Here is an 18,103-nt window from a genome sequence, read left to right on the forward strand (position 1 = left end):
GGCGACAACGTTGAAGTCGTCGTGTCGCTGATCGCTCCGATCGCCATGGAACAAGGTCTGCGTTTCGCCATCCGTGAAGGCGGTCGTACCGTCGGCGCTGGTGTCGTTGCCAAGATCATCGAGTAAGGACTGGATTCATGCAAAGCCAAAAAATCCGTATCCGCCTGAAGGCTTTCGACTACGCGTTGATCGACCGCTCGGCCCAGGAAATCGTTGACACTGCCAAGCGCACCGGCGCTGTGGTCAAGGGCCCGGTTCCGCTGCCGACCAAGATCGAGCGTTTCGACGTGCTGCGTTCGCCGCACGTGAACAAGACTTCGCGCGACCAGTTCGAAATCCGCACTCATCTGCGCCTGATGGACATTGTCGATCCGACCGACAAGACCGTTGACGCACTGATGAAGCTGGATCTGCCGGCTGGTGTTGATGTCGAGATCAAGCTGCAGTAATTGCGGCAATTTGCCACAAGCACGCTAAGTGCTTGCGGCAAAAGAAAAAGTTGTGCTAGTATCGCGGGCTTACCACTTTAGGGTGGTAAGCCCTTTTATTTTTAGTTGGTTATTTGCCGATCAATCGTAATCGGCCCTGAAAAGGAAATAACTATGAGCTTAGGTCTTGTCGGTCGCAAAGTCGGCATGACCCGCGTCTTTGCCGAGGATGGTGCATCCATTCCGGTAACGGTGCTGGACATGTCCGCAAATCGCGTCACGCAAATCAAGTCCGTGGAAGCCGACGGCTACGCAGCCGTCCAGGTGACCTTTGGTGCCAAGAAGGCAAGCCGCGTCAACAAGGCGGAAGCCGGTCACTTTGCCAAGGCTGGTGTCGAAGCAGGTCTGGGGCTCGTCGAGTTCCGCGTCGCTGCTGAGAAGCTGGTCGATCTGAAGGCTGGTGATTCGCTGTCCGTCGAACTGTTCGCTGCTGGTCAACTGGTCGATGTCACCGGTACCTCGCAAGGTAAGGGTTTCTCGGGCGTCATCAAGCGTCACAACTTCAGTTCCAACCGCGCATCGCACGGTAACTCGCGTTCGCACAACACGCCGGGTTCGATCGGTCAGGCACAAGATCCGGGTCGTATTTTCCCGGGTAAGCGCATGGCGGGTCAGCTGGGTAACGTCAAGTCGACGGTCCAGAATCTGGAAGTCGTGCGTATCGATGCCGAGCGTCAACTGCTGCTGGTCAAGGGTGCAGTCCCTGGCTCCAAGGGCAATGACGTGGTCGTTCGTCCGAGTGTGAAGGCGGGTGCGTAATGGAACTTAAAGTCATCAATGCTAACGGCGAAGCGCAAGCCGCTGTCGCCGCATCGGATGCGCTGTTTGCCCGTGATTTCAACGAAGCGCTGGTTCACCAAGTCGTGACCGCGTATTTCGCGAATGCACGTAGCGGCAACCGCGCCCAGCTGGGTCGCGATGCAGTGCATCACTCCACCAAGAAGCCGTTCAAGCAAAAGGGCACCGGTCGTGCTCGTGCTGGTATGACTTCGTCGCCGCTGTGGCGTGGTGGTGGCCGGGCGTTCCCGAACAGCCCGGATGAAAACTTCAGCCAGAAGGTCAACCGCAAGATGTACCGCGCCGGCATTGCGACCATCCTGTCGCAACTCGTGCGTGAAGATCGTCTGATCGTGGTTGACTCGCTGTCGCTGGAAGCCCCGAAGACCAAGGCCCTGGTGCAAAAGCTGGACGCGCTGAATCTCGATTCCGTGCTGTTCATCACCAAGGAACTGGACGAGAACCTGTACCTTGCTTCGCGCAACCTGCCGCACGTGCTCGTCCTCGAGCCGAGCCAGGCTGACCCGGTAAGCCTGGTGCGCTTCAAGAAAGTCGTGCTGACCCGCGATGCGCTGGCCGCTTTTGAGGAGATGTTCGCATGACGCAATTCACCGAAAATCGTCTGCTGCAAGTGCTGCTGGCGCCGGTTGTGTCGGAAAAGACCACCCTCGTTGCTGAAAAGAACGAGCAAGTCGTGTTCCGCGTTTCGACCGATGCGACCAAGGCCGAGATCAAGGCTGCTGTCGAGCTGCTGTTCAAGGTCAAGGTTGAAGGCGTGTCCGTGATCAACGTGAAGGGCAAGGGCAAGCGCTTTGGCCGTTTCGTCGGTCGCCGCAAGGACTGGAAGAAAGCTTACGTTAGCCTCGCGGCCGGTCAGGAACTTGACCTCGCGGCTGCGCAATAAGGAGACTGAAAATGGCATTGGTTAAAGTAAAACCGACGTCCGCCGGTCGCCGCGCTGTCGTCAAGGTTGTCAACCCGGATCTGCACAAGGGGGCGCCGTACGCGCCGCTGCTCGAGTCGCAAAGCAAGACCGCCGGTCGTAACAACCGCGGTGTGATCACGACCCGTCACAAGGGTGGTGGCCACAAGCAGCATTACCGCATGATCGACTTCAAGCGCAACAAGGATGGCATCGTTGCCAAGGTTGAGCGTCTGGAGTACGACCCGAACCGCACCGCGAACATCGCGCTGCTGTGCTACGCCGACGGCGAACGCCGTTACATCATCGCCCCGAAGGGTCTGAAGGCTGGCATGACCGTGGTTTCGGGTTCGGAAGCACCGATCAAGGTCGGCTCGGCCATGCCGATCCGCAACATTCCGGTCGGTTCGACGATCCACTGCGTTGAAATGCAGCCGGGCAAGGGTGCGCAGATTGCGCGTTCGGCCGGTGCTTCGGTTCAGCTGCTGGCTCGCGAAGGTGCTTACGCTCAGCTGCGTCTGCGCTCGGGCGAAATCCGCAAGGTGCACATCGATTGCCGCGCAACGCTCGGCGAAGTCGGTAACGAAGAGCACAGCCTCCGTTCGTACGGCAAGGCCGGTGCGAAGCGCTGGTTGGGCATTCGTCCGACCGTGCGTGGTACCGCCATGAACCCGATCGATCACCCGCACGGTGGTGGTGAGGGTCGTACTGGTGAAGGCCGTGTGCCGGTTAGCCCGTGGGGCCAGCCGACCAAGGGCTACCGTACCCGCAACAACAAGCGCACCGACGGCATGATCGTCCGTCGTCGTCCTGCGAACAAGGGGTAATTGAACATGTCACGTTCTGTCAAGAAGGGCCCGTTCGTTGACCTGCACCTGATCAAAAAGATCGAGAGTGCGCGCAACTCGAACGACAAGCGCCCGATCAAGACCTGGTCGCGTCGTTCCACGGTGCTGCCGGACTTCGTCGGTCTGACGATTGCCGTGCACAACGGCAAGCAGCACGTTCCGGTTTACGTGAACGAAAACATGGTTGGCCACAAGCTCGGCGAGTTCGCACTCACCCGGACTTTCAAAGGCCATGCCGCCGATAAAAAAGCCAAGCGCTAAGGTGAAGACATGCAAGTATCCGCTGTACTGAGCAGTGCTCGTGTTTCCGCCCAAAAAGCGCGCCTGGTCGCAGACCTGGTTCGTGGCAAATCGGTGGAACAAGCGCTGAACATTCTGGCTTTCAGCCCGAAGAAAAGTGCCGTTCTGATCAAGAAGGTGCTCGAGTCGGCAATTGCCAACGCAGAGCACAACGAAGGCGCCGACATCGACAGCCTCAAGGTCGCGACGATTTTTGTGGACAAGGGTCCGTCCCTCAAGCGCTTTACCGCTCGTGCCAAGGGCCGCGGTAACAAGATTGAGAAGCAGACCTGCCACATCACGCTGACTGTCGGCGACTAAGGAGCGAATATGGGTCAGAAGATTCATCCGACGGGTTTTCGTCTCGCCGTCACCAAGAACTGGGCTTCGCGTTGGTACGCCAACAGCAAGAACTTCGCCGGCATGCTTACCGCCGATATCGAAGTTCGCGAGTTTCTGAAAAAGAAACTGGCGAATGCCTCGGTCAGTCGTGTCGTGATCGAGCGCCCGGCCAAGAACGCCCGCATCACCATTCACACCGCCCGTCCGGGTGTCGTGATCGGTAAGAAGGGCGAGGATATCGAGTCGCTGAAGAAGCAACTGCAGAACATCCTCAAGGTGCCGGTGCACGTCAACATCGAAGAAGTCCGCAAGCCGGAAATCGATGCGCAGATCATCGCCGACAGCATTGCGTCGCAGCTGGAAAAGCGCGTGATGTTCCGTCGCGCCATGAAGCGTGCGATGCAAAACGCCATGCGTCTGGGTGCCCAGGGCATCAAGATCATGTCGTCGGGCCGTCTGAACGGTATCGAAATCGCCCGTACCGAGTGGTACCGCGAAGGCCGTGTGCCGCTGCACACCCTGCGCGCGGACATCGACTACGCGACCAGCGAAGCGAAGACCACGTACGGCATCATCGGTATCAAGGTTTGGGTTTACAAAGGCGAAGTGAAGCCGGGCGAAAAGGCTGCAGAGCCGGCGCCGGAAACCCAGCGTAAAGCACGAAAGGGGCCTCGTAATGCTGCAGCCAACTAGACTCAAGTTCCGTAAAGTCCAAAAGGGTCGCAACACCGGTATCGCCACGCGCGGTAACAGCGTTGCTTTCGGTACCTTTGGTCTCAAGGCCGTCAGCCGCGGTCGTCTGACTGCGCGTCAGATCGAAGCTGCCCGTCGTGCCATCACCCGCTACATCAAGCGTGGTGGTCGCGTGTGGATCCGTGCGTTCCCGGACAAGCCGATTTCGACCAAGCCGGCCGAAGTGCGGATGGGTAACGGTAAGGGTAGCCCGGAGTACTGGGTTGCCGAAATCCAGCCGGGCAAGGTCCTGTATGAACTCGACGGCGTTGCCGAAGAAGTCGCTCGCGAAGCGTTCCGCCTGGCTTCGGCCAAGCTGCCATTCGCCACGACCTTCGTCGCTCGCCAAGTGGGGCAATGATGAAAGCTGCTGAACTGCGTCAAAAATCCGTCGAAGAGCTCAAGGTCGAGCTGACGGCGCTGCTCAAAGCCCAATTCAGCCTGCGCATGCAAAATGCGACCGGCCAACTGGCTAAAAACAGCGAAATCAACCGGGTGCGCAAGGATATTGCGCGCGTTCACACCATCCTGGCTGAGAAGGCTGCTTAATATGAGCGAAGCGAAACTCAAGCGTACGCTGACCGGCCGTATCGTCAGCGACAAAATGGACAAGACGGTTACCGTCCTGGTCGAACATCTGGTCAAGCACCCGCTGTACGGCAAGGTCGTTCGTCGCTCCAAGAAATACCATGCGCACGACGAAGCCAACCAGTATCACGAAGGTGATCTGGTAACCATCGTCGAAGGTCGTCCGCTGTCCAAGACCAAGTCCTGGGTAGTGACCACGCTGGTTGAAAAAGCACGCGTCGTCTGATCGACGGCAGGCCGGTTTTCCGGTCTAGTGCTTGCGCGGGCATTGTACGTCTTGTACAATGCCCGTTTTCCCATCTGCGGTGGTGTATTTGCTGCCGCGTGTTTCTCCCCCTTGCGGGGTCCAAAACTGACTGCATTGCTCGGTTTTGCCGGGCGTCTCGGCTTTGTCGAGGTTTGCGGTACAAGTTGGAGGTTGTTTTTCCATGATCCAAATGCAATCCATGTTGGAGGTTGCAGACAATACCGGTGCGCGTCACGTCATGTGCATCAAGGTATTGGGCGGCTCCAAGCGTCGCTACGCTTCGGTGGGCGACATCATCAAGGTGACCATCAAAGATGCGGCACCTCGTGGTCGCGTCAAGAAGGGTGACGTGTACAGCGCCGTGGTGGTTCGCACCGCCAAGGGCGTGCGTCGCGCCGACGGTTCGCTGATCAAGTTCGACGGCAATGCCGCCGTTCTCCTTAACAACAAGCTTGAGCCGATCGGCACCCGTATCTTCGGGCCGGTGACGCGTGAGCTGCGCACCGAGAAGTTCATGAAGATCGTCTCGCTTGCGCCGGAAGTGCTGTAAGGAGAGATGGCATGAACAAGATTCGCAAAGGTGACGAAATCATCGTCATCACCGGCAAGGACAAGGGCAAGCGCGGTACCGTGCTGCGCGTGATCCCGACCGCAGACCAAGTCATCGTCGAAGGCATCAACGTTGCCAAGAAGCACGTGAAGCCGAACCCGATGCGCGGTCAGCAAGGTGGCATCGTCGAAAAGACCATGCCGCTGCACGTTTCGAACGTTGCGATTTTCAATGCTGCGACCGGCAAGGCTGATCGCGTGGGCTTCAAGCTGTTGGATGACGGCAAGAAAGTTCGCGTGTTCAAGTCGAGCGGCGAAGTGATTGGCGCTTAAGGGGTATAAACATGGCTCGTTTGCAAGATTTTTACAAAGAGCAGGTTGTGCCGGCGCTGATCGAGCAGTTCGGTTACAAGTCTGTGATGGAAGTGCCGCGCATCGAAAAGATCACCGTCAACATGGGTGTCGGTGAAGCGGTTGCTGACAAGAAAGTGATGGAACACGCTGTTGGCGACATGGAAAAGATCACCGGCCAGAAGGCTGTGGTCACCAAGGCCAAGAAGTCCATCGCTGGCTTCAAGATTCGTGACGGTTACCCGGTTGGCTGCAAGGTCACCCTGCGTCGCGAACGCATGTTCGAGTTCTTTGATCGCCTGGTTTCGGTTGCGCTCCCGCGCGTCCGTGACTTCCGTGGTGTGCCGGCCAAGTCGTTCGACGGCCGCGGCAACTTCAACATGGGTGTGCGTGAACAGATCATTTTCCCGGAAATCGAGTACGACAAGATCGACGCGCTCCGCGGTATGAACATCACCATCACCACGACGGCCAAGACCGACGAAGAAGCGCGCGCGCTGCTGTCGGCCTTCAAGTTCCCGTTCAAGAATTGAGGCGATCATGGCAAAACTTGCACTGATTAAACGTGAAGAAAAGCGTCGCGCCGTTGTCGAGAAGTTCGCTGCCAAGCGCAACGCACTGCTCGCGATCGCTAACGATGCCAACGCCAGCGACGAAGACCGCTTCCAGGCTCGCCTGAAGCTGCAATCGCTGCCGCGTAACTCCAGCAAGACTCGCTTGCACAACCGTTGCGCGCTGACCGGTCGTCCGCGTGGCGTGTACAGCAAATTCGGTCTTGGTCGTAACAAACTGCGCGAATTGGCCATGAAGGGTGAAATCCCGGGCATGGTCAAGGCCAGCTGGTAATAGGAGAACAGAAACATGGCAATGCATGATCCTATCGCCGATATGCTGACCCGTATCCGTAACGCGCAGCGTGCGGACAAGGTTTCGGTGGCGATGCCGTCTTCCAAGCTGAAGGTGGCGATTGCTAAAGTGCTGCAGGACGAAGGTTATGTCGAATCCTTCGCTGTCGCAGGTGATGTGAAGCCGACGCTGACCATCGAACTCAAATACTACGCCGGTCGTCCGGTGATCGAACGCATCGAGCGCATCTCGAAGCCGGGTCTGCGCATCTACAAGGGTGCCACCGAGATCCCGCAAGTGATGAACGGCCTCGGCGTGGCGATCCTGTCCACCTCCAAGGGTGTGATGACCGACCGCAAAGCGCGCGCCCAGGGTGTTGGCGGCGAGCTGCTCTGCGTCGTGGCTTAAGGGGATAACGATGTCTCGCGTAGCTAAAAATCCGGTAGCCATCCCGGCTGGCGTCGAAGTCAAGATCGGCGCTGAAGAAATCGTCATCAAGGGCCCGAACGGCTCGCTGGCTCAGGCTCTGACCGGCAATGTCGATGTCAAGGTTGAAGACAACGCACTGGTGTTTGCTGCCCGCAACGGCGACAAGCAATCCCGTTCGATGTCCGGCACCCTGCGTGCACTGGTCAATAACATGGTGACCGGCGTCTCCAAGGGCTTCGAGCGCAAGCTGACCCTGGTGGGCGTGGGTTATCGTGCCCAGGCTCAGGGCGACGTGCTCAACCTGACGCTCGGCTTCTCCCACCCGGTCGCGCATAAGATGCCGGCTGGCGTGAAGGTGGAAACGCCGTCGCAGACCGAGATCGTGCTCAAGGGCGCCGACAAGCAGGTTATTGGTCAGGTCGCAGCTGACATCCGCGCATACCGCGCGCCGGAACCGTATAAGGGTAAGGGCGTTCGTTATTCGGATGAAGTTGTTGTCCGTAAAGAAACCAAGAAGAAGTAATCGAGGCTGAATCATGGACAAGAAAGAAACTCGACTCCGCCGCGCACGCAAAACCCGTGCAAAGATTGCGGAGCTCAAGGCGGTGCGCCTGTCGGTGCACCGGACCAACAGCCATATCTACGCGCAAGTCATCGACGCGACCGGTAGCAAGGTGCTGGCCGTTGCTTCGACGCTTGAAGCGGATGTGCGTGGTCAGGTCAAGAACGGCGCTTCGGTCGAAGCTGCTGCAGTCGTCGGCAAGCGTATTGCCGAGAAAGCCAAGGCTGCCGGCATCGAAAACGTTGCGTTCGATCGTTCCGGTTTCCACTATCACGGTCGCGTGAAGGCTCTGGCCGACGCGGCTCGTGAAGGCGGCCTCGTCTTCTAATTGGAGTTATCAAATGGCTAGAAACGAAGCAGAAGATCGTCAGGACGGCCTTCGCGAGAAAATGGTTGGCGTGAATCGCGTCACCAAGGTCGTGAAGGGTGGCCGGATCATGGGCTTTGCCGCACTGACCGTCGTTGGTGACGGCGATGGCGGCGTTGGCATGGGCAAGGGCAAGGCGAAGGAAGTGCCGGTCGCAGTGCAAAAAGCACTGGACGAAGCACGTCGCAAGCTGTTCAAGGCCTCGCTGAAGAACGGCACCGTGCCGCACTCGGTCATCGGCAAGCACGGTGCAACCACCGTGTTCATGCAGCCGGCACCGGAAGGTACCGGCATCATCGCCGGCGGCCCCATGCGCGCTGTGTTCGAAGTGGCTGGTGTGCACAACATCACCGCCAAGATCCACGGCTCGACCAACCCGTACAACGTGGTTCGCGCCACGCTGGACGGCCTTGCTAAACTGCACACCGCTGGCGATATCGCCGCGAAGCGCGGCAAGACCGTCGAAGAAATCTTCGGGGGCGAATAATGACTGATGCGAAGAAAATCAAGGTCACGCTCGTCAAGAGCCTGATCGGTCGCCTGGAAAGCCACAAGGCCTGCGCCCGTGGTCTGGGTCTGCGCAAGCTGAACAGCTCGTCGGAAGTGATCGATACCCCGGAAAACCGCGGCATGATCAACAAGATTAGCTACCTCTTGAAGGTGGAGGGCTAAATGGAACTGAATAACCTGAAACCGGGTGTTGGCGCCAAGCACGCCAAGCGCCGTGTTGGCCGCGGTATCGGCTCGGGCCTGGGCAAGACCTCGGGTCGTGGCCACAAGGGTCAGAAGTCGCGTACCGGTGGTTTCCACAAGGTCGGCTTTGAAGGCGGTCAAATGCCGCTGCAACGTCGTCTGCCGAAGCGCGGCTTCAAGTCGCTGTCGGCAGGCAAGTCGGTTGAAGTGAGCCTCGCGGACCTGAACCGTCTGCCGGTGAACGACATCGACTTCCTGACGCTGCTGCAGGCAGGTCTGGTCTCGCAACGCGCGAACCAAGCCAAGGTCATTCTGGCTGGCAAGATCGAACGTGCGATCACTCTGAAGGGCGTTGGCGCCACCAAGGGTGCACGTGCTGCGATCGAAGCCGCTGGTGGCTCCATCGTCGAGTAATTCGGCTATTGAATAGGGCAGTAACGTGGCAAATCCCGCTCTGGCTTCTGCTGGTAGTAAGTTCGCGGATCTGAAGAAACGCATCTGGTTCTTGGTGGGTGCACTGATCGTTTATCGCATCGGTGCGCACATCCCCGTGCCGGGTATCAACCCGGCCGAGCTGGCGCGTCTCTTCGAAAGTTCGCAAACCGGTCTCCTGAACATGTTCAACATGTTTTCGGGTGGCGCCCTGTCGCGCTTCACCGTGTTTGCGATCGGGATCATGCCTTACATCTCCGCTTCGATCATTCTGCAGCTGGCATCGGAAGTCTTTCCGGCGCTGAAGCAGTTGAAGAAGGAAGGTGAGGCTGGTCGCCGCAAGATCACGCAGTACACGCGTTATGCGACCGTGCTGCTGGCCACCGCGCAGAGCTTCGGGATTGCCATGATGCTGTTCAAGCAGCCTAACCTGGTTATGTTGCCGCAGCTGCAGTTCATCATCATGACGGTCATCACCTTGGTGACCGGCACGATGTTCCTGATGTGGCTGGGTGAGCAGATCACCGAGCGTGGCATCGGCAACGGGATTTCGATCCTCATCTGTGGCGGTATCGCCGCAGGTGTGCCGGGCGCGATCGGCAAGACGCTGACCCTTGCCAACCAGGGCGCACTGCCGATCATTCTGGTGTTGTTCCTGTTCGTTGGCGTGGTGTTGCTGACGGCTGCCGTGGTGTTTGTCGAACGTGGTCAGCGTAAAGTGCCGGTGCACTATGCCAAGCGCCAGGTCGGCAACCGCATCATGCAGGCTCAAAGCACGCATCTGCCGCTGAAACTGAACATGGCCGGTGTGATTCCACCGATCTTCGCCTCGTCGATCATCCTGTTCCCGGCGACCGTGTTGTCGTGGACCGGTAATAGCGACAAGCTGTCCTGGTTGAAGTCGATCGGTGACATGCTGCACCCGGGGCAACCGCTGTATGTGCTGCTGTACGCTGCCGCGATCATCTTCTTCTGCTACTTCTACACCGCGCTGGTCTTCAACCCGAAGGAAACCGCGGATAACCTGAAGAAGAGTGGGGCGATGATCCCGGGTTATCGGCCGGGCGAGCATACGGCGCGCTATATCGAGAAGCTGATCCTCAAGCTGACGCTTATCGGTGCGGTTTATATCACCGTGATTTGCCTGATTCCGGAGTTCCTGATCCTCAAGTGGAACGTGCCGTTCTACTTTGGTGGTACTTCGCTGCTGATCCTGGTGGTGGTGACCATGGACTTCATGTCGCAGATGCAATCGTATGTGTTGTCGCATCAGTATGAAGGCCTGTTGAAGAAAGCAAACTTCAAGGGTTAAGGGCTGAGCCCGAGCAAAAACAATGTCGAAAGAAGACGTCATTCAGATGCAGGGCGAAGTCCTGGAAACGCTGCCTAACGCAACGTTCCGGGTCAAGCTCGAAAACGGACATGTGGTCCTTGGTCATATTTCCGGCAAAATGCGTAAGCATTACATTCGCATTCTGCCCGGCGATAAGGTTACTGTAGAGCTCACGCCCTACGATCTGACCAAGGCTCGCATCGTATTCCGGGCCAAGTGAGCGCCCGGAATTTCATTTTTGACTGAAAGGAAAGACGATGAGAGTTCAAGCATCGGTCAAGAAAATCTGCCGCAATTGCAAAATCATCCGCCGCAACCGTGTTGTGCGCGTGATCTGCACTGACCCGCGGCACAAGCAACGCCAAGGTTGATTTGAGTCAATCGGTCGCAGGCGTTATAATCTGCAACTTTTTTAACCTGGGGTAAGGAAGTTATGGCCCGTATTGCTGGGGTTAACATCCCTAATCATCAGCATACTGTGATCGGCCTTCAGGCAATCTTCGGCATCGGCCGCACTCGCGCCTACGCGATCTGCGCTGCTACTGCCATTGATACTGCCAAGAAGGTCAAGGATCTCAGTGAAGCTGAGCTCGACAAGCTGCGTGAAGAAATCGGCAAGTACATCGTAGAAGGTGATCTTCGCCGTGAAAACACGATGGCCATCAAGCGTCTCATGGACCTTGGCTGCTATCGCGGTTTCCGTCATCGCAAGGGCTTGCCTGTTCGCGGCCAGCGCACTCGCACCAATGCTCGTACTCGCAAGGGTCCGCGCAAGGCGATTGCTGGCAAGAAGTAATCTAAGGAATACAGAGAATGGCTAAAGCAAACACAGTGCGTGTACGGAAGAAAGTCAAAAAGAGCGTGTCTGAAGGGATCGTGCACGTGCACGCTTCGTTCAACAACACGATCATTACCATCACCGATCGCCAAGGCAATGCACTTTCTTGGGCTACCTCGGGTGGTGCTGGTTTTAAGGGCTCTCGGAAAAGTACACCCTTCGCGGCACAGGTTGCTGCGGAGCACGCTGGTAAAGTTGCCCAAGAATATGGTGTGAAGAACCTTGAAGTTCGTATCAAGGGCCCTGGTCCGGGTCGCGAATCCGCCGTGCGTGCACTGAACGCACTCGGCTTCAAGATCACCAGCATTTCGGACGTGACCCCGGTGCCGCACAACGGCTGCCGTCCGCCGAAAAAGCGTCGTATCTAATCCCGGAGTAAGACATGGCTCGTTATATTGGACCCAAGTGCAAACTCGCACGCCGTGAGGGTACGGACCTTTTCCTCAAGAGCGCACGCCGCTCGCTCGACAGCAAGTGCAAGCTGGAACAAGCCCCAGGCCAGCACGGCGCTAACGGCAAACAGCCGCGTCTGTCGGACTATGGCGTTCACCTGCGTGAAAAGCAAAAGATCCGCCGCATCTACGGCGTGCTGGAACGTCAGTTCCGTCGTTATTTTGAACAGGCCAGCGCTCGCAAGGGCTCGACAGGTGAAAACCTGCTGAAGCTGCTTGAGTCGCGTCTGGACAACGTCGTTTACCGCATGGGCTTCGGCTCGACTCGCGCCGAAGCACGCCAGCTGGTTTCCCACTGCGCGCTGACCGTGAACGGTACCGTCGTCAACATCCCGTCCTTCCAGGTCAAGGCTGGCGACGTTGTCGCCATCCGCGAGAAGGCCAAGAAGCAGGTTCGCATTCAGGAAGCGCTGTCGCTTGCTGAAGGCATTGGCTTCCCGGGCTGGGTTCAGGTGGATTCCAAGAAAATGGAAGGCGTGTTCAAAAGCGCGCCGGAGCGTTCCGATCTTTCCAGCGACATCAATGAGTCGCTGGTGGTGGAATTCTACTCCAAGTAAAAACTGAACCGTTTTCAGGCCAAGGGATACTGATACATGCAAAACCTCGCTAACGAGTTGCTCAAGCCGCGCATCATCGACGTGCAGGCTCAATCTTCCGCCCAGGCTCGGGTGGTGATGGAGCCGTTCGAGCGCGGTTACGGCCATACGCTCGGTAACGCCCTGCGCCGGATCCTGTTGTCGTCGATGCCGGGCTACGCCCCCACCGAGGTCAAGATCGAAGGCATCGTGCACGAATATTCCGCCTTGGATGGCGTGCAGGAAGATGTTGTCGATATCCTCTTGAACCTCAAAGGGGTCGTGCTCAAGCTGCATGGCCGTGACTCGGTCACGCTCACGCTCGTCAAGGACGGCGAGGGCGTGGTCAAGGCCGGCGATATCCAGCTGCCGCACGATGTCGAAGTCGTGAACCCCGATCACGTGGTCGCCCACCTGTCCGCAGGTGGCAAGCTGAACGTTGAAATCAAGGTCGAGAAAGGTCGTGGTTACCAGCCTGCTCCGGCTCGTCTGAACAAGGACGAGAACCGCAGCATCGGTACCATCCAGCTTGACGCATCGTTCAGCCCGATCCGCCGGGTCAGCTACCAGGTCGAAAGCGCTCGCGTCGAGCAGCGTACCGATCTGGATCGTCTGATCCTCGATATCGAGACCAATGGCGTGCTGACGCCGGAGGATGCGGTTCGCCAAGCGGCCCGCATTCTGATGGACCAGCTGTCGGTGTTCGCAGACCTTGAAGGGACGCCGGTTGAGGAAGAGAAGCCCGCTGCGCCGCAGATCGATCCGATCCTGCTGCGTCCGGTGGACGATCTCGAGTTGACCGTCCGTTCGGCAAACTGCCTGAAGGCCGAGAACATCTACTACATCGGGGATCTGATCCAGCGCACCGAGACTGAGCTCTTGAAGGCGCCGAATCTGGGCCGCAAGTCCTTGAATGAAATCAAGGAAGTGCTTGCCTCGAAGGGCCTGTCGCTGGGTATGCGCCTCGAAAACTGGCCGCCGGCCGGCTTGGAAAAGCCCTGAGCGGTCAACGGAAAGGAACTGACAAATGCGTCATGGTAATGGCAACCGCAAACTGAATCGTACCTCGAGCCACCGCCAGGCTTTGCTTCGCAACCTGGCAAATGCGCTCCTGCGTCACGAAGTCATCAAAACCACGCTGCCGAAGGCCAAGGAGCTGCGCCGCGTCGCAGAACCGCTGATCACCCTCGGCAAGAAGCCGTCGCTGGCGAACCGTCGTCTCGCATTCGATCGCACCCGCGATCGCGAGATGGTGGTCAAGCTGTTCGACGTGCTGGGCCCGCGTTACGCGAACCGTAACGGTGGCTACCTGCGTATTCTGAAGTGCGGTTTCCGCGATGGCGACAATGCTCCTATGGCATTCGTCGAACTCGTCGACCGTCCGGAAGAAGCGGAAGTGGTTGAAGCCGCCGAGTAATCGGAGCGGTACGGTAAAAAGGCCAGCGTCAGCTGGCCTTTTTGCTTTGTTGTGCACGGCTCGTCGCGGACTTGGTTTGGCCGGGCGCTGATCGTAGACTGTTGTGTTGCGTTGCAAAAAAAATCGGACGAGTTATGGCACGTTTTGCGGTTGGCGATATTCAGGGGTGTTTCGACGAGTTGCAGTTGCTGGTCGAGCGCATGGGCTTCGAGCCTGGGCGTGACACGCTTTATCTCGTTGGTGATCTGGTCAATCGCGGGCCGGATTCTGCGGCGGTGTTGCGCTGGGCGAAGCGGCACGATGAATCCGTACGTGTAGTACTCGGCAATCATGACCTGAGTCTGTTAGCGCTGTCGGCGGGGGTCGGCAAAGCACGCCAAGGGGACACGATGGCTGCAGTGCTGGAGGCCGGCGACTCACCGGCTTTGCTCGATTGGTTAAGGCTTCAGCCGCTGCTGTTGCCGCTGGAAGATGTGCTGATCGTTCATGCAGGCATTTGGCCGGGCTGGACACAGCAGCAGGCGATCGCATTGGCCGGCGAGGTTCAGGTACAGTTGGCTGCGCAGAACTGGCGGGAAGGCTTGGCGCAGATGTACGGCAACCAGCCCGCCAGTTGGGACGAAACGCTTGATGGCTGGCCGCGTTGGCGCTTCGTGGTCAATGCACTGACCCGGATGCGCTTTGTCGACGCTGCAGGCGCGCTGCAGCTGAAGTTCAAGGGCGAGCTGACCGATGCACCCGCCGGACTTTACCCTTGGTTCGATTGGCCAGAACGCATTTCAACGTCGCGGATCGTCTGCGGTCACTGGTCAGCGCTGGGTCTTCGGGTTCGCGATCAGTTGATTGCACTGGACACCGGCTGCATCTGGGGGGGGGCGTTGACCGGCATCGACCTTGATTGCGGTCGCCTGTACCAAGTGCCGGCAAGGCGTGAGTATCAGTCGTTGTTGCCGATGTAGCCGTGTTTGCTTGGCCGGACTCGCCTTCAGGCAGTTCTGGGTAGTCCACGCCTTCCGCACACTGCTAATGGATGATGGAAGCTTCGAACGTGCAGCACTTTCACAAAGCACCAAAGCTGACGATACATTGCATCTCGACGAAGACGCATCGCTTTGCTGTGTTTCTGGGCGCCGGGGATTCGTTCAAGGCCAATGAGCTGTACTGTCAGGTGTCGATGTCCTGAAAGTGCCCGGCGACGTATGCCGCTCTTTGAAAATCGACTGTCGTACAGCGTTGGAAGTGCCAACTCAAACAGTTCAGGCATGTTTGGAGAAGTGACGGTAATCCACGTTCCCGCTATTGCTATTGCACGCAATGGCCGGTTTCAAACGCCTGATGCGCTGCCTGTATCCGGGACTGTACGAACTGCGTCAGGGCGCGTCTATCGTTCTCTCCGGCAGAAAAGGGCGCCAGGAAGCTCAGCTCTACCGTGAGGCCGCGGTGGCCCAGGATGCGCCATAGCGATTCGCCAAACGAGATTTCGTCGACGTAGGCCGCAGCACAGCAACGCTGGCCTTTGCTATTGGTGTAGCGCAGGTAAACGGGCTGGATCGTCGCATCGGCATCGATGGCAGCTTGCAGGAGCGAGGATCGGAACGGCAGGATGCTTGCCCCGTCGCTGGTCGTACCTTCCGGGAAGATCGCGACGCATTCGCCCTGCTGCAGTGAATGCAGGATGGCGCCGTTGACTCGGGCGGTGTCCCGGCGGCGCTCCCGCTCGATGAACAGGGTGCGGGCACCGCAACATAACCGGCCGATCAAGGGCCAGTTACGGATTTCGGACTTGGCGACAAACTGCGAAACGGTGACCGCGTTCAGCACGAAGATGTCCAGCCAGGAAATGTGGTTGGACAAAAGCAGGTGGTTGGGTGGGTAAATGCCCGGCGAAATGCCGTGTACCTGCACGCGGATCTGCAACAGCGTCAGCAATCGTTTGGACCAGCGATGGATGTAGGCGACACGTTCGCCTTCGCTCAGCTTGGGAAGGCGCCAGGAAACGGCCCAAGTGCCATGTGCGAGGTGGAGTGCCAAACGGAACAGACGACAAAGACGGGTACACAAATGCGGCATGGACAGCGAATCGGGCCGAGGCCGAGTGGAGGAATGCTCAGGCAGTGTAGCCGCTTCATAAACCTCGGGCCATGTCCCTATTGCCTCACTGTAAAAATGTGTATCGATCACGTCGTCAGCGCAAGAAGTGCTTGGCATAGCGTTGTTCGATCTGCTGCAGCGGTAGCAGGAGGAAGAAGTCGGCCGTGTTGAAATCCGGATCCCAGGCCGGTTCGCCGCAAATGTAGGAACCTGCACGCAGGTATCCGCGCAGGAGGGGTGGGATCGGGGCGTCGAGTTTTTGATTGAGCGCCGCGAGCGGGAGGGGGCAGCGCGGGAAGACTCGCCATTCGACCGGCGAGAGGGCTGTCTTGGCCAGCTTGGCGTAAAGGCTTGCGGCGAAGTGTCCCCCGTCGATCAGGGAGACGCTGGCGCAGCCGACCAGATAGTTGTGGCCGCGCTGGCTCATGTAATCGGCCAGGCCGGACCAGAGCAGCGAAATGGTGGCGCCGGTACGATAGTCTGCATGGACACAGGAGCGGCCGACTTCGACGAGCTGGTTGCGCAGATGCGACAGACGGGTCAGATCGAATTCGGTGTCGGAGTAATAGCTGCCCAGCGTGCGCGCCTGATGGGGGGGCAGAATGCGGTAAGTACCGACCACCTCACCCGTTTCATCGTCCTGAACGACCAGATGGTCGCAATAGGGGTCGAACAGATCGTGATCGATGCCGGGCTCCCGGCTGGAAAGCCGGGCGCCCATTTCGCCTGCGAACACGCGGTGACGCAGCGCCTGTGCTGCCCGGATCGTTTCGCTGTTGCTGGCGAGCGATACCGAAAGCTGGCGTTTGCGGGATTTGCTGGTTGCGGTTTGCAACTGCTGCAGCATAAGGATTCCTCCTGGGTGATGGAGGAAAATTAAGCGCTGCAGATGACGAAGAAATGACCGGTATTTGAAAATGCCGTGACGCGCGGAAATCAGGCGTCGAGCGGAGGGACGTCCTGTTGCGGTGATTCGGCAGCCGGGATGCGGTACTGCTCGTCAGCCCATTGACCGAGGTCGATCAGTCGACAGCGGCGGCTGCAAAACGGCCGGAACGGATTGTCCGGGCCATAGATGGCAGGCTCGCCACATTGCGGGCAGTTGACGGTACGTTGGGTCACAGGTTGCAGTAACTGAGTGAAAAATCGACATCCGCGTCAACCGAGCGGGCGCGTTCGCCCGAGGTTGAGGGTAGCATGAATCGAATGTTGATGGCGTAACGGTTGGCAGAGAGTTCGGGCACGGCAGGCAGGTCGGCAATCAGGCTGACCTTGAGCAACTGCACCGATTTGCCGCCGGACATTTGCTGAAAATTGCCGTTCTTGGCCGTGTAATGACAGACCTTGGCCGAGTCGCGCAGCAAACGCAGCACAATATCAAGGGCATGTTTGATCGGCAGCAGTGGCGTGAACCAGCGGTCCAGATCGGACTGTCTGCGCGGTGCGGCTTGCTGCAGCCAGTAGTGATAGGACGGCAGATCGAATTCGCAGACACCGCCCGGAATATTGGCGCGCTGCTTGATTGCCATTAGCCATTCGTTGTCACGCAGGAACTGACCGAATTTGCCTGTCATTTTCAGCAGGCGGCCGTGTGTGCCTTCAATGTCGTCGAGGATTTTCTCCAGCGCGGCCTCGGAGATCTGCGGGTTGTGCCGCAAGCCCGTCAGCGTCTGCCTTTGCCTTTCCAGCTCCTGCAGCAAATCGGACTTGAGATCCGCCCGGCTGGCGACTTCCATGATCTCGAATATCCCCAGCAATGCGCTGTGATGGTCGAGCGCATGCGCACCGGCAACGAAGTGGGCGGTGCGGTTGTAGAGGTTCTCCAGACGCAATAGCGTCCGGATGCGCTCATTGATTGGGAATTCGTAGCTGATCACGGCGCGCTCAGCGGCAAAGATATGCAATTCTGCAGCAAGGACATCATTTTGGAAACCCGGTGACATGA

General features: G+C 58.3%; 35 protein-coding genes. 31 read left to right on the forward strand and 4 right to left on the reverse strand.

Features of this window, described 5'->3' with window-relative positions; genetic code table 11:
• From JMJ54_RS17740 to JMJ54_RS17890, 31 genes are all read left to right on the forward strand, one after another.
• A partial coding sequence (locus tag JMJ54_RS17740; RefSeq protein WP_505744190.1) for an EF-Tu C-terminal domain-related protein occupies positions 1-126 on the forward strand: 126 nt, incomplete at its 5' end.
• A gap of 11 nt (positions 127-137) precedes the next feature.
• Positions 138-449, forward strand: coding sequence for a 30S ribosomal protein S10 (gene rpsJ, locus JMJ54_RS17745; RefSeq protein WP_070530648.1), 312 nt, complete (start codon positions 138-140; stop codon positions 447-449).
• Positions 450-602: 153 nt separating this feature from the next.
• Entirely contained in the window at positions 603-1,247 is a 645-nt protein-coding gene (gene rplC / locus JMJ54_RS17750; protein ID WP_203539894.1) for a 50S ribosomal protein L3, read from the forward strand.
• A complete protein-coding gene (gene rplD, locus JMJ54_RS17755; protein WP_203539895.1) occupies positions 1,247-1,867 on the forward strand; it encodes a 50S ribosomal protein L4 in 621 nt (206 codons plus the stop codon). The genes rplC and rplD overlap by 1 nt, the downstream gene beginning before the upstream one ends.
• A complete protein-coding gene (gene rplW, locus JMJ54_RS17760) occupies positions 1,864-2,169 on the forward strand; it encodes a 50S ribosomal protein L23 (protein WP_070530654.1) in 306 nt (101 codons plus the stop codon). Before rplD ends, rplW begins: the two co-directional genes overlap by 4 nt.
• An 11-nt stretch (positions 2,170-2,180) precedes the next feature.
• Positions 2,181-3,014, forward strand: a complete 834-nt coding sequence (gene rplB / locus JMJ54_RS17765; protein ID WP_203539896.1) for a 50S ribosomal protein L2 — start codon at positions 2,181-2,183, stop codon at positions 3,012-3,014.
• A 6-nt stretch (positions 3,015-3,020) separates the two neighbouring features.
• Positions 3,021-3,296 (forward strand): 30S ribosomal protein S19, encoded by a 276-nt coding sequence (rpsS, locus tag JMJ54_RS17770; RefSeq protein ID WP_203539897.1) that lies wholly within the window; start codon positions 3,021-3,023, stop codon positions 3,294-3,296.
• A gap of 9 nt (positions 3,297-3,305) precedes the next feature.
• The gene (rplV, locus tag JMJ54_RS17775) at positions 3,306-3,635 is read left to right on the forward strand and encodes a 50S ribosomal protein L22 (protein WP_200916659.1); all 330 of its coding nucleotides are present in this window, start codon (positions 3,306-3,308) and stop codon (positions 3,633-3,635) included.
• Between the two features lie 9 nt (positions 3,636-3,644).
• Positions 3,645-4,349: a 30S ribosomal protein S3 gene (gene rpsC / locus JMJ54_RS17780; protein WP_070530660.1), complete on the forward strand. Its 705-nt coding sequence runs from the start codon at positions 3,645-3,647 to the stop codon at positions 4,347-4,349.
• Entirely contained in the window at positions 4,333-4,749 is a 417-nt protein-coding gene (rplP, locus tag JMJ54_RS17785) for a 50S ribosomal protein L16 (RefSeq protein WP_070530662.1), read from the forward strand. Before rpsC ends, rplP begins: the two co-directional genes overlap by 17 nt.
• A complete protein-coding gene (gene rpmC, locus JMJ54_RS17790; RefSeq protein WP_189462420.1) occupies positions 4,749-4,937 on the forward strand; it encodes a 50S ribosomal protein L29 in 189 nt (62 codons plus the stop codon). Before rplP ends, rpmC begins: the two co-directional genes overlap by 1 nt.
• A 1-nt stretch (position 4,938) precedes the next feature.
• A complete protein-coding gene (gene rpsQ, locus JMJ54_RS17795; RefSeq protein WP_189462408.1) occupies positions 4,939-5,202 on the forward strand; it encodes a 30S ribosomal protein S17 in 264 nt (87 codons plus the stop codon).
• A 202-nt stretch (positions 5,203-5,404) separates the two neighbouring features.
• Complete coding sequence (gene rplN / locus JMJ54_RS17800) at positions 5,405-5,773, forward strand: 50S ribosomal protein L14 (RefSeq protein ID WP_070530665.1); 369 nt, start codon at positions 5,405-5,407, stop codon at positions 5,771-5,773.
• Positions 5,774-5,784: 11 nt separating this feature from the next.
• A complete protein-coding gene (gene rplX / locus JMJ54_RS17805) occupies positions 5,785-6,105 on the forward strand; it encodes a 50S ribosomal protein L24 (protein WP_070530667.1) in 321 nt (106 codons plus the stop codon).
• A gap of 11 nt (positions 6,106-6,116) precedes the next feature.
• Positions 6,117-6,656 carry a 50S ribosomal protein L5 gene (rplE, locus tag JMJ54_RS17810; protein ID WP_070530669.1) on the forward strand — a complete coding sequence of 180 codons (540 nt, stop codon included), beginning with the start codon at positions 6,117-6,119 and terminating at the stop codon, positions 6,654-6,656.
• Positions 6,657-6,663: 7 nt separating this feature from the next.
• Positions 6,664-6,969: a 30S ribosomal protein S14 gene (rpsN, locus tag JMJ54_RS17815; RefSeq protein WP_203539898.1), complete on the forward strand. Its 306-nt coding sequence runs from the start codon at positions 6,664-6,666 to the stop codon at positions 6,967-6,969.
• A 15-nt stretch (positions 6,970-6,984) separates the two neighbouring features.
• A complete protein-coding gene (gene rpsH / locus JMJ54_RS17820) occupies positions 6,985-7,377 on the forward strand; it encodes a 30S ribosomal protein S8 (RefSeq protein ID WP_070530673.1) in 393 nt (130 codons plus the stop codon).
• Positions 7,378-7,387: 10 nt separating this feature from the next.
• Positions 7,388-7,921 carry a 50S ribosomal protein L6 gene (rplF, locus tag JMJ54_RS17825; protein WP_189462405.1) on the forward strand — a complete coding sequence of 178 codons (534 nt, stop codon included), beginning with the start codon at positions 7,388-7,390 and terminating at the stop codon, positions 7,919-7,921.
• 13 nt (positions 7,922-7,934) lie between these two features.
• A complete protein-coding gene (gene rplR / locus JMJ54_RS17830) occupies positions 7,935-8,288 on the forward strand; it encodes a 50S ribosomal protein L18 (protein WP_189462404.1) in 354 nt (117 codons plus the stop codon).
• A gap of 13 nt (positions 8,289-8,301) precedes the next feature.
• Complete coding sequence (gene rpsE / locus JMJ54_RS17835) at positions 8,302-8,814, forward strand: 30S ribosomal protein S5 (protein ID WP_070530677.1); 513 nt, start codon at positions 8,302-8,304, stop codon at positions 8,812-8,814.
• A complete protein-coding gene (gene rpmD / locus JMJ54_RS17840; protein ID WP_070530679.1) occupies positions 8,814-8,999 on the forward strand; it encodes a 50S ribosomal protein L30 in 186 nt (61 codons plus the stop codon). Before rpsE ends, rpmD begins: the two co-directional genes overlap by 1 nt.
• Positions 9,000-9,434, forward strand: a complete 435-nt coding sequence (rplO, locus tag JMJ54_RS17845; protein WP_070530681.1) for a 50S ribosomal protein L15 — start codon at positions 9,000-9,002, stop codon at positions 9,432-9,434.
• Between the two features lie 25 nt (positions 9,435-9,459).
• The gene (secY, locus tag JMJ54_RS17850) at positions 9,460-10,764 is read left to right on the forward strand and encodes a preprotein translocase subunit SecY (RefSeq protein WP_203539899.1); all 1,305 of its coding nucleotides are present in this window, start codon (positions 9,460-9,462) and stop codon (positions 10,762-10,764) included.
• 22 nt (positions 10,765-10,786) lie between these two features.
• Entirely contained in the window at positions 10,787-11,005 is a 219-nt protein-coding gene (infA, locus tag JMJ54_RS17855; protein ID WP_070530685.1) for a translation initiation factor IF-1, read from the forward strand.
• A 37-nt stretch (positions 11,006-11,042) separates the two neighbouring features.
• Positions 11,043-11,156, forward strand: coding sequence for a 50S ribosomal protein L36 (gene rpmJ, locus JMJ54_RS17860; RefSeq protein ID WP_018748524.1), 114 nt, complete (start codon positions 11,043-11,045; stop codon positions 11,154-11,156).
• 62 nt (positions 11,157-11,218) lie between these two features.
• Positions 11,219-11,581 carry a 30S ribosomal protein S13 gene (gene rpsM, locus JMJ54_RS17865; protein ID WP_070530686.1) on the forward strand — a complete coding sequence of 121 codons (363 nt, stop codon included), beginning with the start codon at positions 11,219-11,221 and terminating at the stop codon, positions 11,579-11,581.
• Between the two features lie 17 nt (positions 11,582-11,598).
• Positions 11,599-11,991: a 30S ribosomal protein S11 gene (rpsK, locus tag JMJ54_RS17870; protein WP_018748522.1), complete on the forward strand. Its 393-nt coding sequence runs from the start codon at positions 11,599-11,601 to the stop codon at positions 11,989-11,991.
• A gap of 14 nt (positions 11,992-12,005) precedes the next feature.
• A complete protein-coding gene (gene rpsD, locus JMJ54_RS17875; RefSeq protein ID WP_203539900.1) occupies positions 12,006-12,632 on the forward strand; it encodes a 30S ribosomal protein S4 in 627 nt (208 codons plus the stop codon).
• Between the two features lie 36 nt (positions 12,633-12,668).
• The gene (locus tag JMJ54_RS17880) at positions 12,669-13,652 is read left to right on the forward strand and encodes a DNA-directed RNA polymerase subunit alpha (protein WP_070530689.1); all 984 of its coding nucleotides are present in this window, start codon (positions 12,669-12,671) and stop codon (positions 13,650-13,652) included.
• 25 nt (positions 13,653-13,677) lie between these two features.
• Positions 13,678-14,067, forward strand: coding sequence for a 50S ribosomal protein L17 (gene rplQ, locus JMJ54_RS17885; protein WP_203539901.1), 390 nt, complete (start codon positions 13,678-13,680; stop codon positions 14,065-14,067).
• Positions 14,068-14,201: 134 nt separating this feature from the next.
• On the forward strand, positions 14,202-15,026 hold the full coding sequence (locus JMJ54_RS17890; protein WP_203539902.1) for a symmetrical bis(5'-nucleosyl)-tetraphosphatase: 825 nt from the start codon (positions 14,202-14,204) through the stop codon (positions 15,024-15,026).
• A 343-nt stretch (positions 15,027-15,369) separates the two neighbouring features.
• Here JMJ54_RS17890 and JMJ54_RS17895 read toward each other — a convergent pair whose 3' ends face one another.
• From JMJ54_RS17895 to zapD, 4 genes are all read right to left on the reverse strand, one after another.
• Positions 15,370-15,996, reverse strand: a complete 627-nt coding sequence (locus JMJ54_RS17895; RefSeq protein WP_203539903.1) for a lysophospholipid acyltransferase family protein — start codon at positions 15,994-15,996, stop codon at positions 15,370-15,372.
• Between the two features lie 256 nt (positions 15,997-16,252).
• Entirely contained in the window at positions 16,253-17,005 is a 753-nt protein-coding gene (locus tag JMJ54_RS17900; RefSeq protein WP_203539904.1) for a GNAT family N-acetyltransferase, read from the reverse strand.
• Positions 17,006-17,094: 89 nt separating this feature from the next.
• Complete coding sequence (locus tag JMJ54_RS17905; protein ID WP_203539905.1) at positions 17,095-17,280, reverse strand: DNA gyrase inhibitor YacG; 186 nt, start codon at positions 17,278-17,280, stop codon at positions 17,095-17,097.
• Positions 17,277-18,101 carry a cell division protein ZapD gene (gene zapD, locus JMJ54_RS17910; protein ID WP_239000187.1) on the reverse strand — a complete coding sequence of 275 codons (825 nt, stop codon included), beginning with the start codon at positions 18,099-18,101 and terminating at the stop codon, positions 17,277-17,279. Before zapD ends, JMJ54_RS17905 begins: the two co-directional genes overlap by 4 nt.
• Positions 18,102-18,103: the final 2 nt, after the last annotated feature.

It is taken from the genome of Jeongeupia naejangsanensis (assembly GCF_016865585.1).
GTDB lineage: Bacteria > Pseudomonadota > Gammaproteobacteria > Burkholderiales > Chitinibacteraceae > Jeongeupia > Jeongeupia naejangsanensis.

Coding starts and splice junctions, on each gene's coding strand:
- rpsJ (WP_070530648.1), top strand. CDS start 138: ATGCAAAGCCAAAAAATCCGTATCCGCCTGAAGGCTTTCGACTACGCG.
- rplC (WP_203539894.1), top strand. CDS start 603: ATGAGCTTAGGTCTTGTCGGTCGCAAAGTCGGCATGACCCGCGTCTTT.
- rplD (WP_203539895.1), top strand. CDS start 1,247: ATGGAACTTAAAGTCATCAATGCTAACGGCGAAGCGCAAGCCGCTGTC.
- rplW (WP_070530654.1), top strand. CDS start 1,864: ATGACGCAATTCACCGAAAATCGTCTGCTGCAAGTGCTGCTGGCGCCG.
- rplB (WP_203539896.1), top strand. CDS start 2,181: ATGGCATTGGTTAAAGTAAAACCGACGTCCGCCGGTCGCCGCGCTGTC.
- rpsS (WP_203539897.1), top strand. CDS start 3,021: ATGTCACGTTCTGTCAAGAAGGGCCCGTTCGTTGACCTGCACCTGATC.
- rplV (WP_200916659.1), top strand. CDS start 3,306: ATGCAAGTATCCGCTGTACTGAGCAGTGCTCGTGTTTCCGCCCAAAAA.
- rpsC (WP_070530660.1), top strand. CDS start 3,645: ATGGGTCAGAAGATTCATCCGACGGGTTTTCGTCTCGCCGTCACCAAG.
- rplP (WP_070530662.1), top strand. CDS start 4,333: ATGCTGCAGCCAACTAGACTCAAGTTCCGTAAAGTCCAAAAGGGTCGC.
- rpmC (WP_189462420.1), top strand. CDS start 4,749: ATGAAAGCTGCTGAACTGCGTCAAAAATCCGTCGAAGAGCTCAAGGTC.
- rpsQ (WP_189462408.1), top strand. CDS start 4,939: ATGAGCGAAGCGAAACTCAAGCGTACGCTGACCGGCCGTATCGTCAGC.
- rplN (WP_070530665.1), top strand. CDS start 5,405: ATGATCCAAATGCAATCCATGTTGGAGGTTGCAGACAATACCGGTGCG.
- rplX (WP_070530667.1), top strand. CDS start 5,785: ATGAACAAGATTCGCAAAGGTGACGAAATCATCGTCATCACCGGCAAG.
- rplE (WP_070530669.1), top strand. CDS start 6,117: ATGGCTCGTTTGCAAGATTTTTACAAAGAGCAGGTTGTGCCGGCGCTG.
- rpsN (WP_203539898.1), top strand. CDS start 6,664: ATGGCAAAACTTGCACTGATTAAACGTGAAGAAAAGCGTCGCGCCGTT.
- rpsH (WP_070530673.1), top strand. CDS start 6,985: ATGGCAATGCATGATCCTATCGCCGATATGCTGACCCGTATCCGTAAC.
- rplF (WP_189462405.1), top strand. CDS start 7,388: ATGTCTCGCGTAGCTAAAAATCCGGTAGCCATCCCGGCTGGCGTCGAA.
- rplR (WP_189462404.1), top strand. CDS start 7,935: ATGGACAAGAAAGAAACTCGACTCCGCCGCGCACGCAAAACCCGTGCA.
- rpsE (WP_070530677.1), top strand. CDS start 8,302: ATGGCTAGAAACGAAGCAGAAGATCGTCAGGACGGCCTTCGCGAGAAA.
- rpmD (WP_070530679.1), top strand. CDS start 8,814: ATGACTGATGCGAAGAAAATCAAGGTCACGCTCGTCAAGAGCCTGATC.
- rplO (WP_070530681.1), top strand. CDS start 9,000: ATGGAACTGAATAACCTGAAACCGGGTGTTGGCGCCAAGCACGCCAAG.
- infA (WP_070530685.1), top strand. CDS start 10,787: ATGTCGAAAGAAGACGTCATTCAGATGCAGGGCGAAGTCCTGGAAACG.
- rpmJ (WP_018748524.1), top strand. CDS start 11,043: ATGAGAGTTCAAGCATCGGTCAAGAAAATCTGCCGCAATTGCAAAATC.
- rpsM (WP_070530686.1), top strand. CDS start 11,219: ATGGCCCGTATTGCTGGGGTTAACATCCCTAATCATCAGCATACTGTG.
- rpsK (WP_018748522.1), top strand. CDS start 11,599: ATGGCTAAAGCAAACACAGTGCGTGTACGGAAGAAAGTCAAAAAGAGC.
- rpsD (WP_203539900.1), top strand. CDS start 12,006: ATGGCTCGTTATATTGGACCCAAGTGCAAACTCGCACGCCGTGAGGGT.
- JMJ54_RS17880 (WP_070530689.1), top strand. CDS start 12,669: ATGCAAAACCTCGCTAACGAGTTGCTCAAGCCGCGCATCATCGACGTG.
- rplQ (WP_203539901.1), top strand. CDS start 13,678: ATGCGTCATGGTAATGGCAACCGCAAACTGAATCGTACCTCGAGCCAC.
- JMJ54_RS17890 (WP_203539902.1), top strand. CDS start 14,202: ATGGCACGTTTTGCGGTTGGCGATATTCAGGGGTGTTTCGACGAGTTG.
- JMJ54_RS17900 (WP_203539904.1), bottom strand. CDS start 17,005: ATGCTGCAGCAGTTGCAAACCGCAACCAGCAAATCCCGCAAACGCCAG.
- zapD (WP_239000187.1), bottom strand. CDS start 18,101: ATGTCACCGGGTTTCCAAAATGATGTCCTTGCTGCAGAATTGCATATC.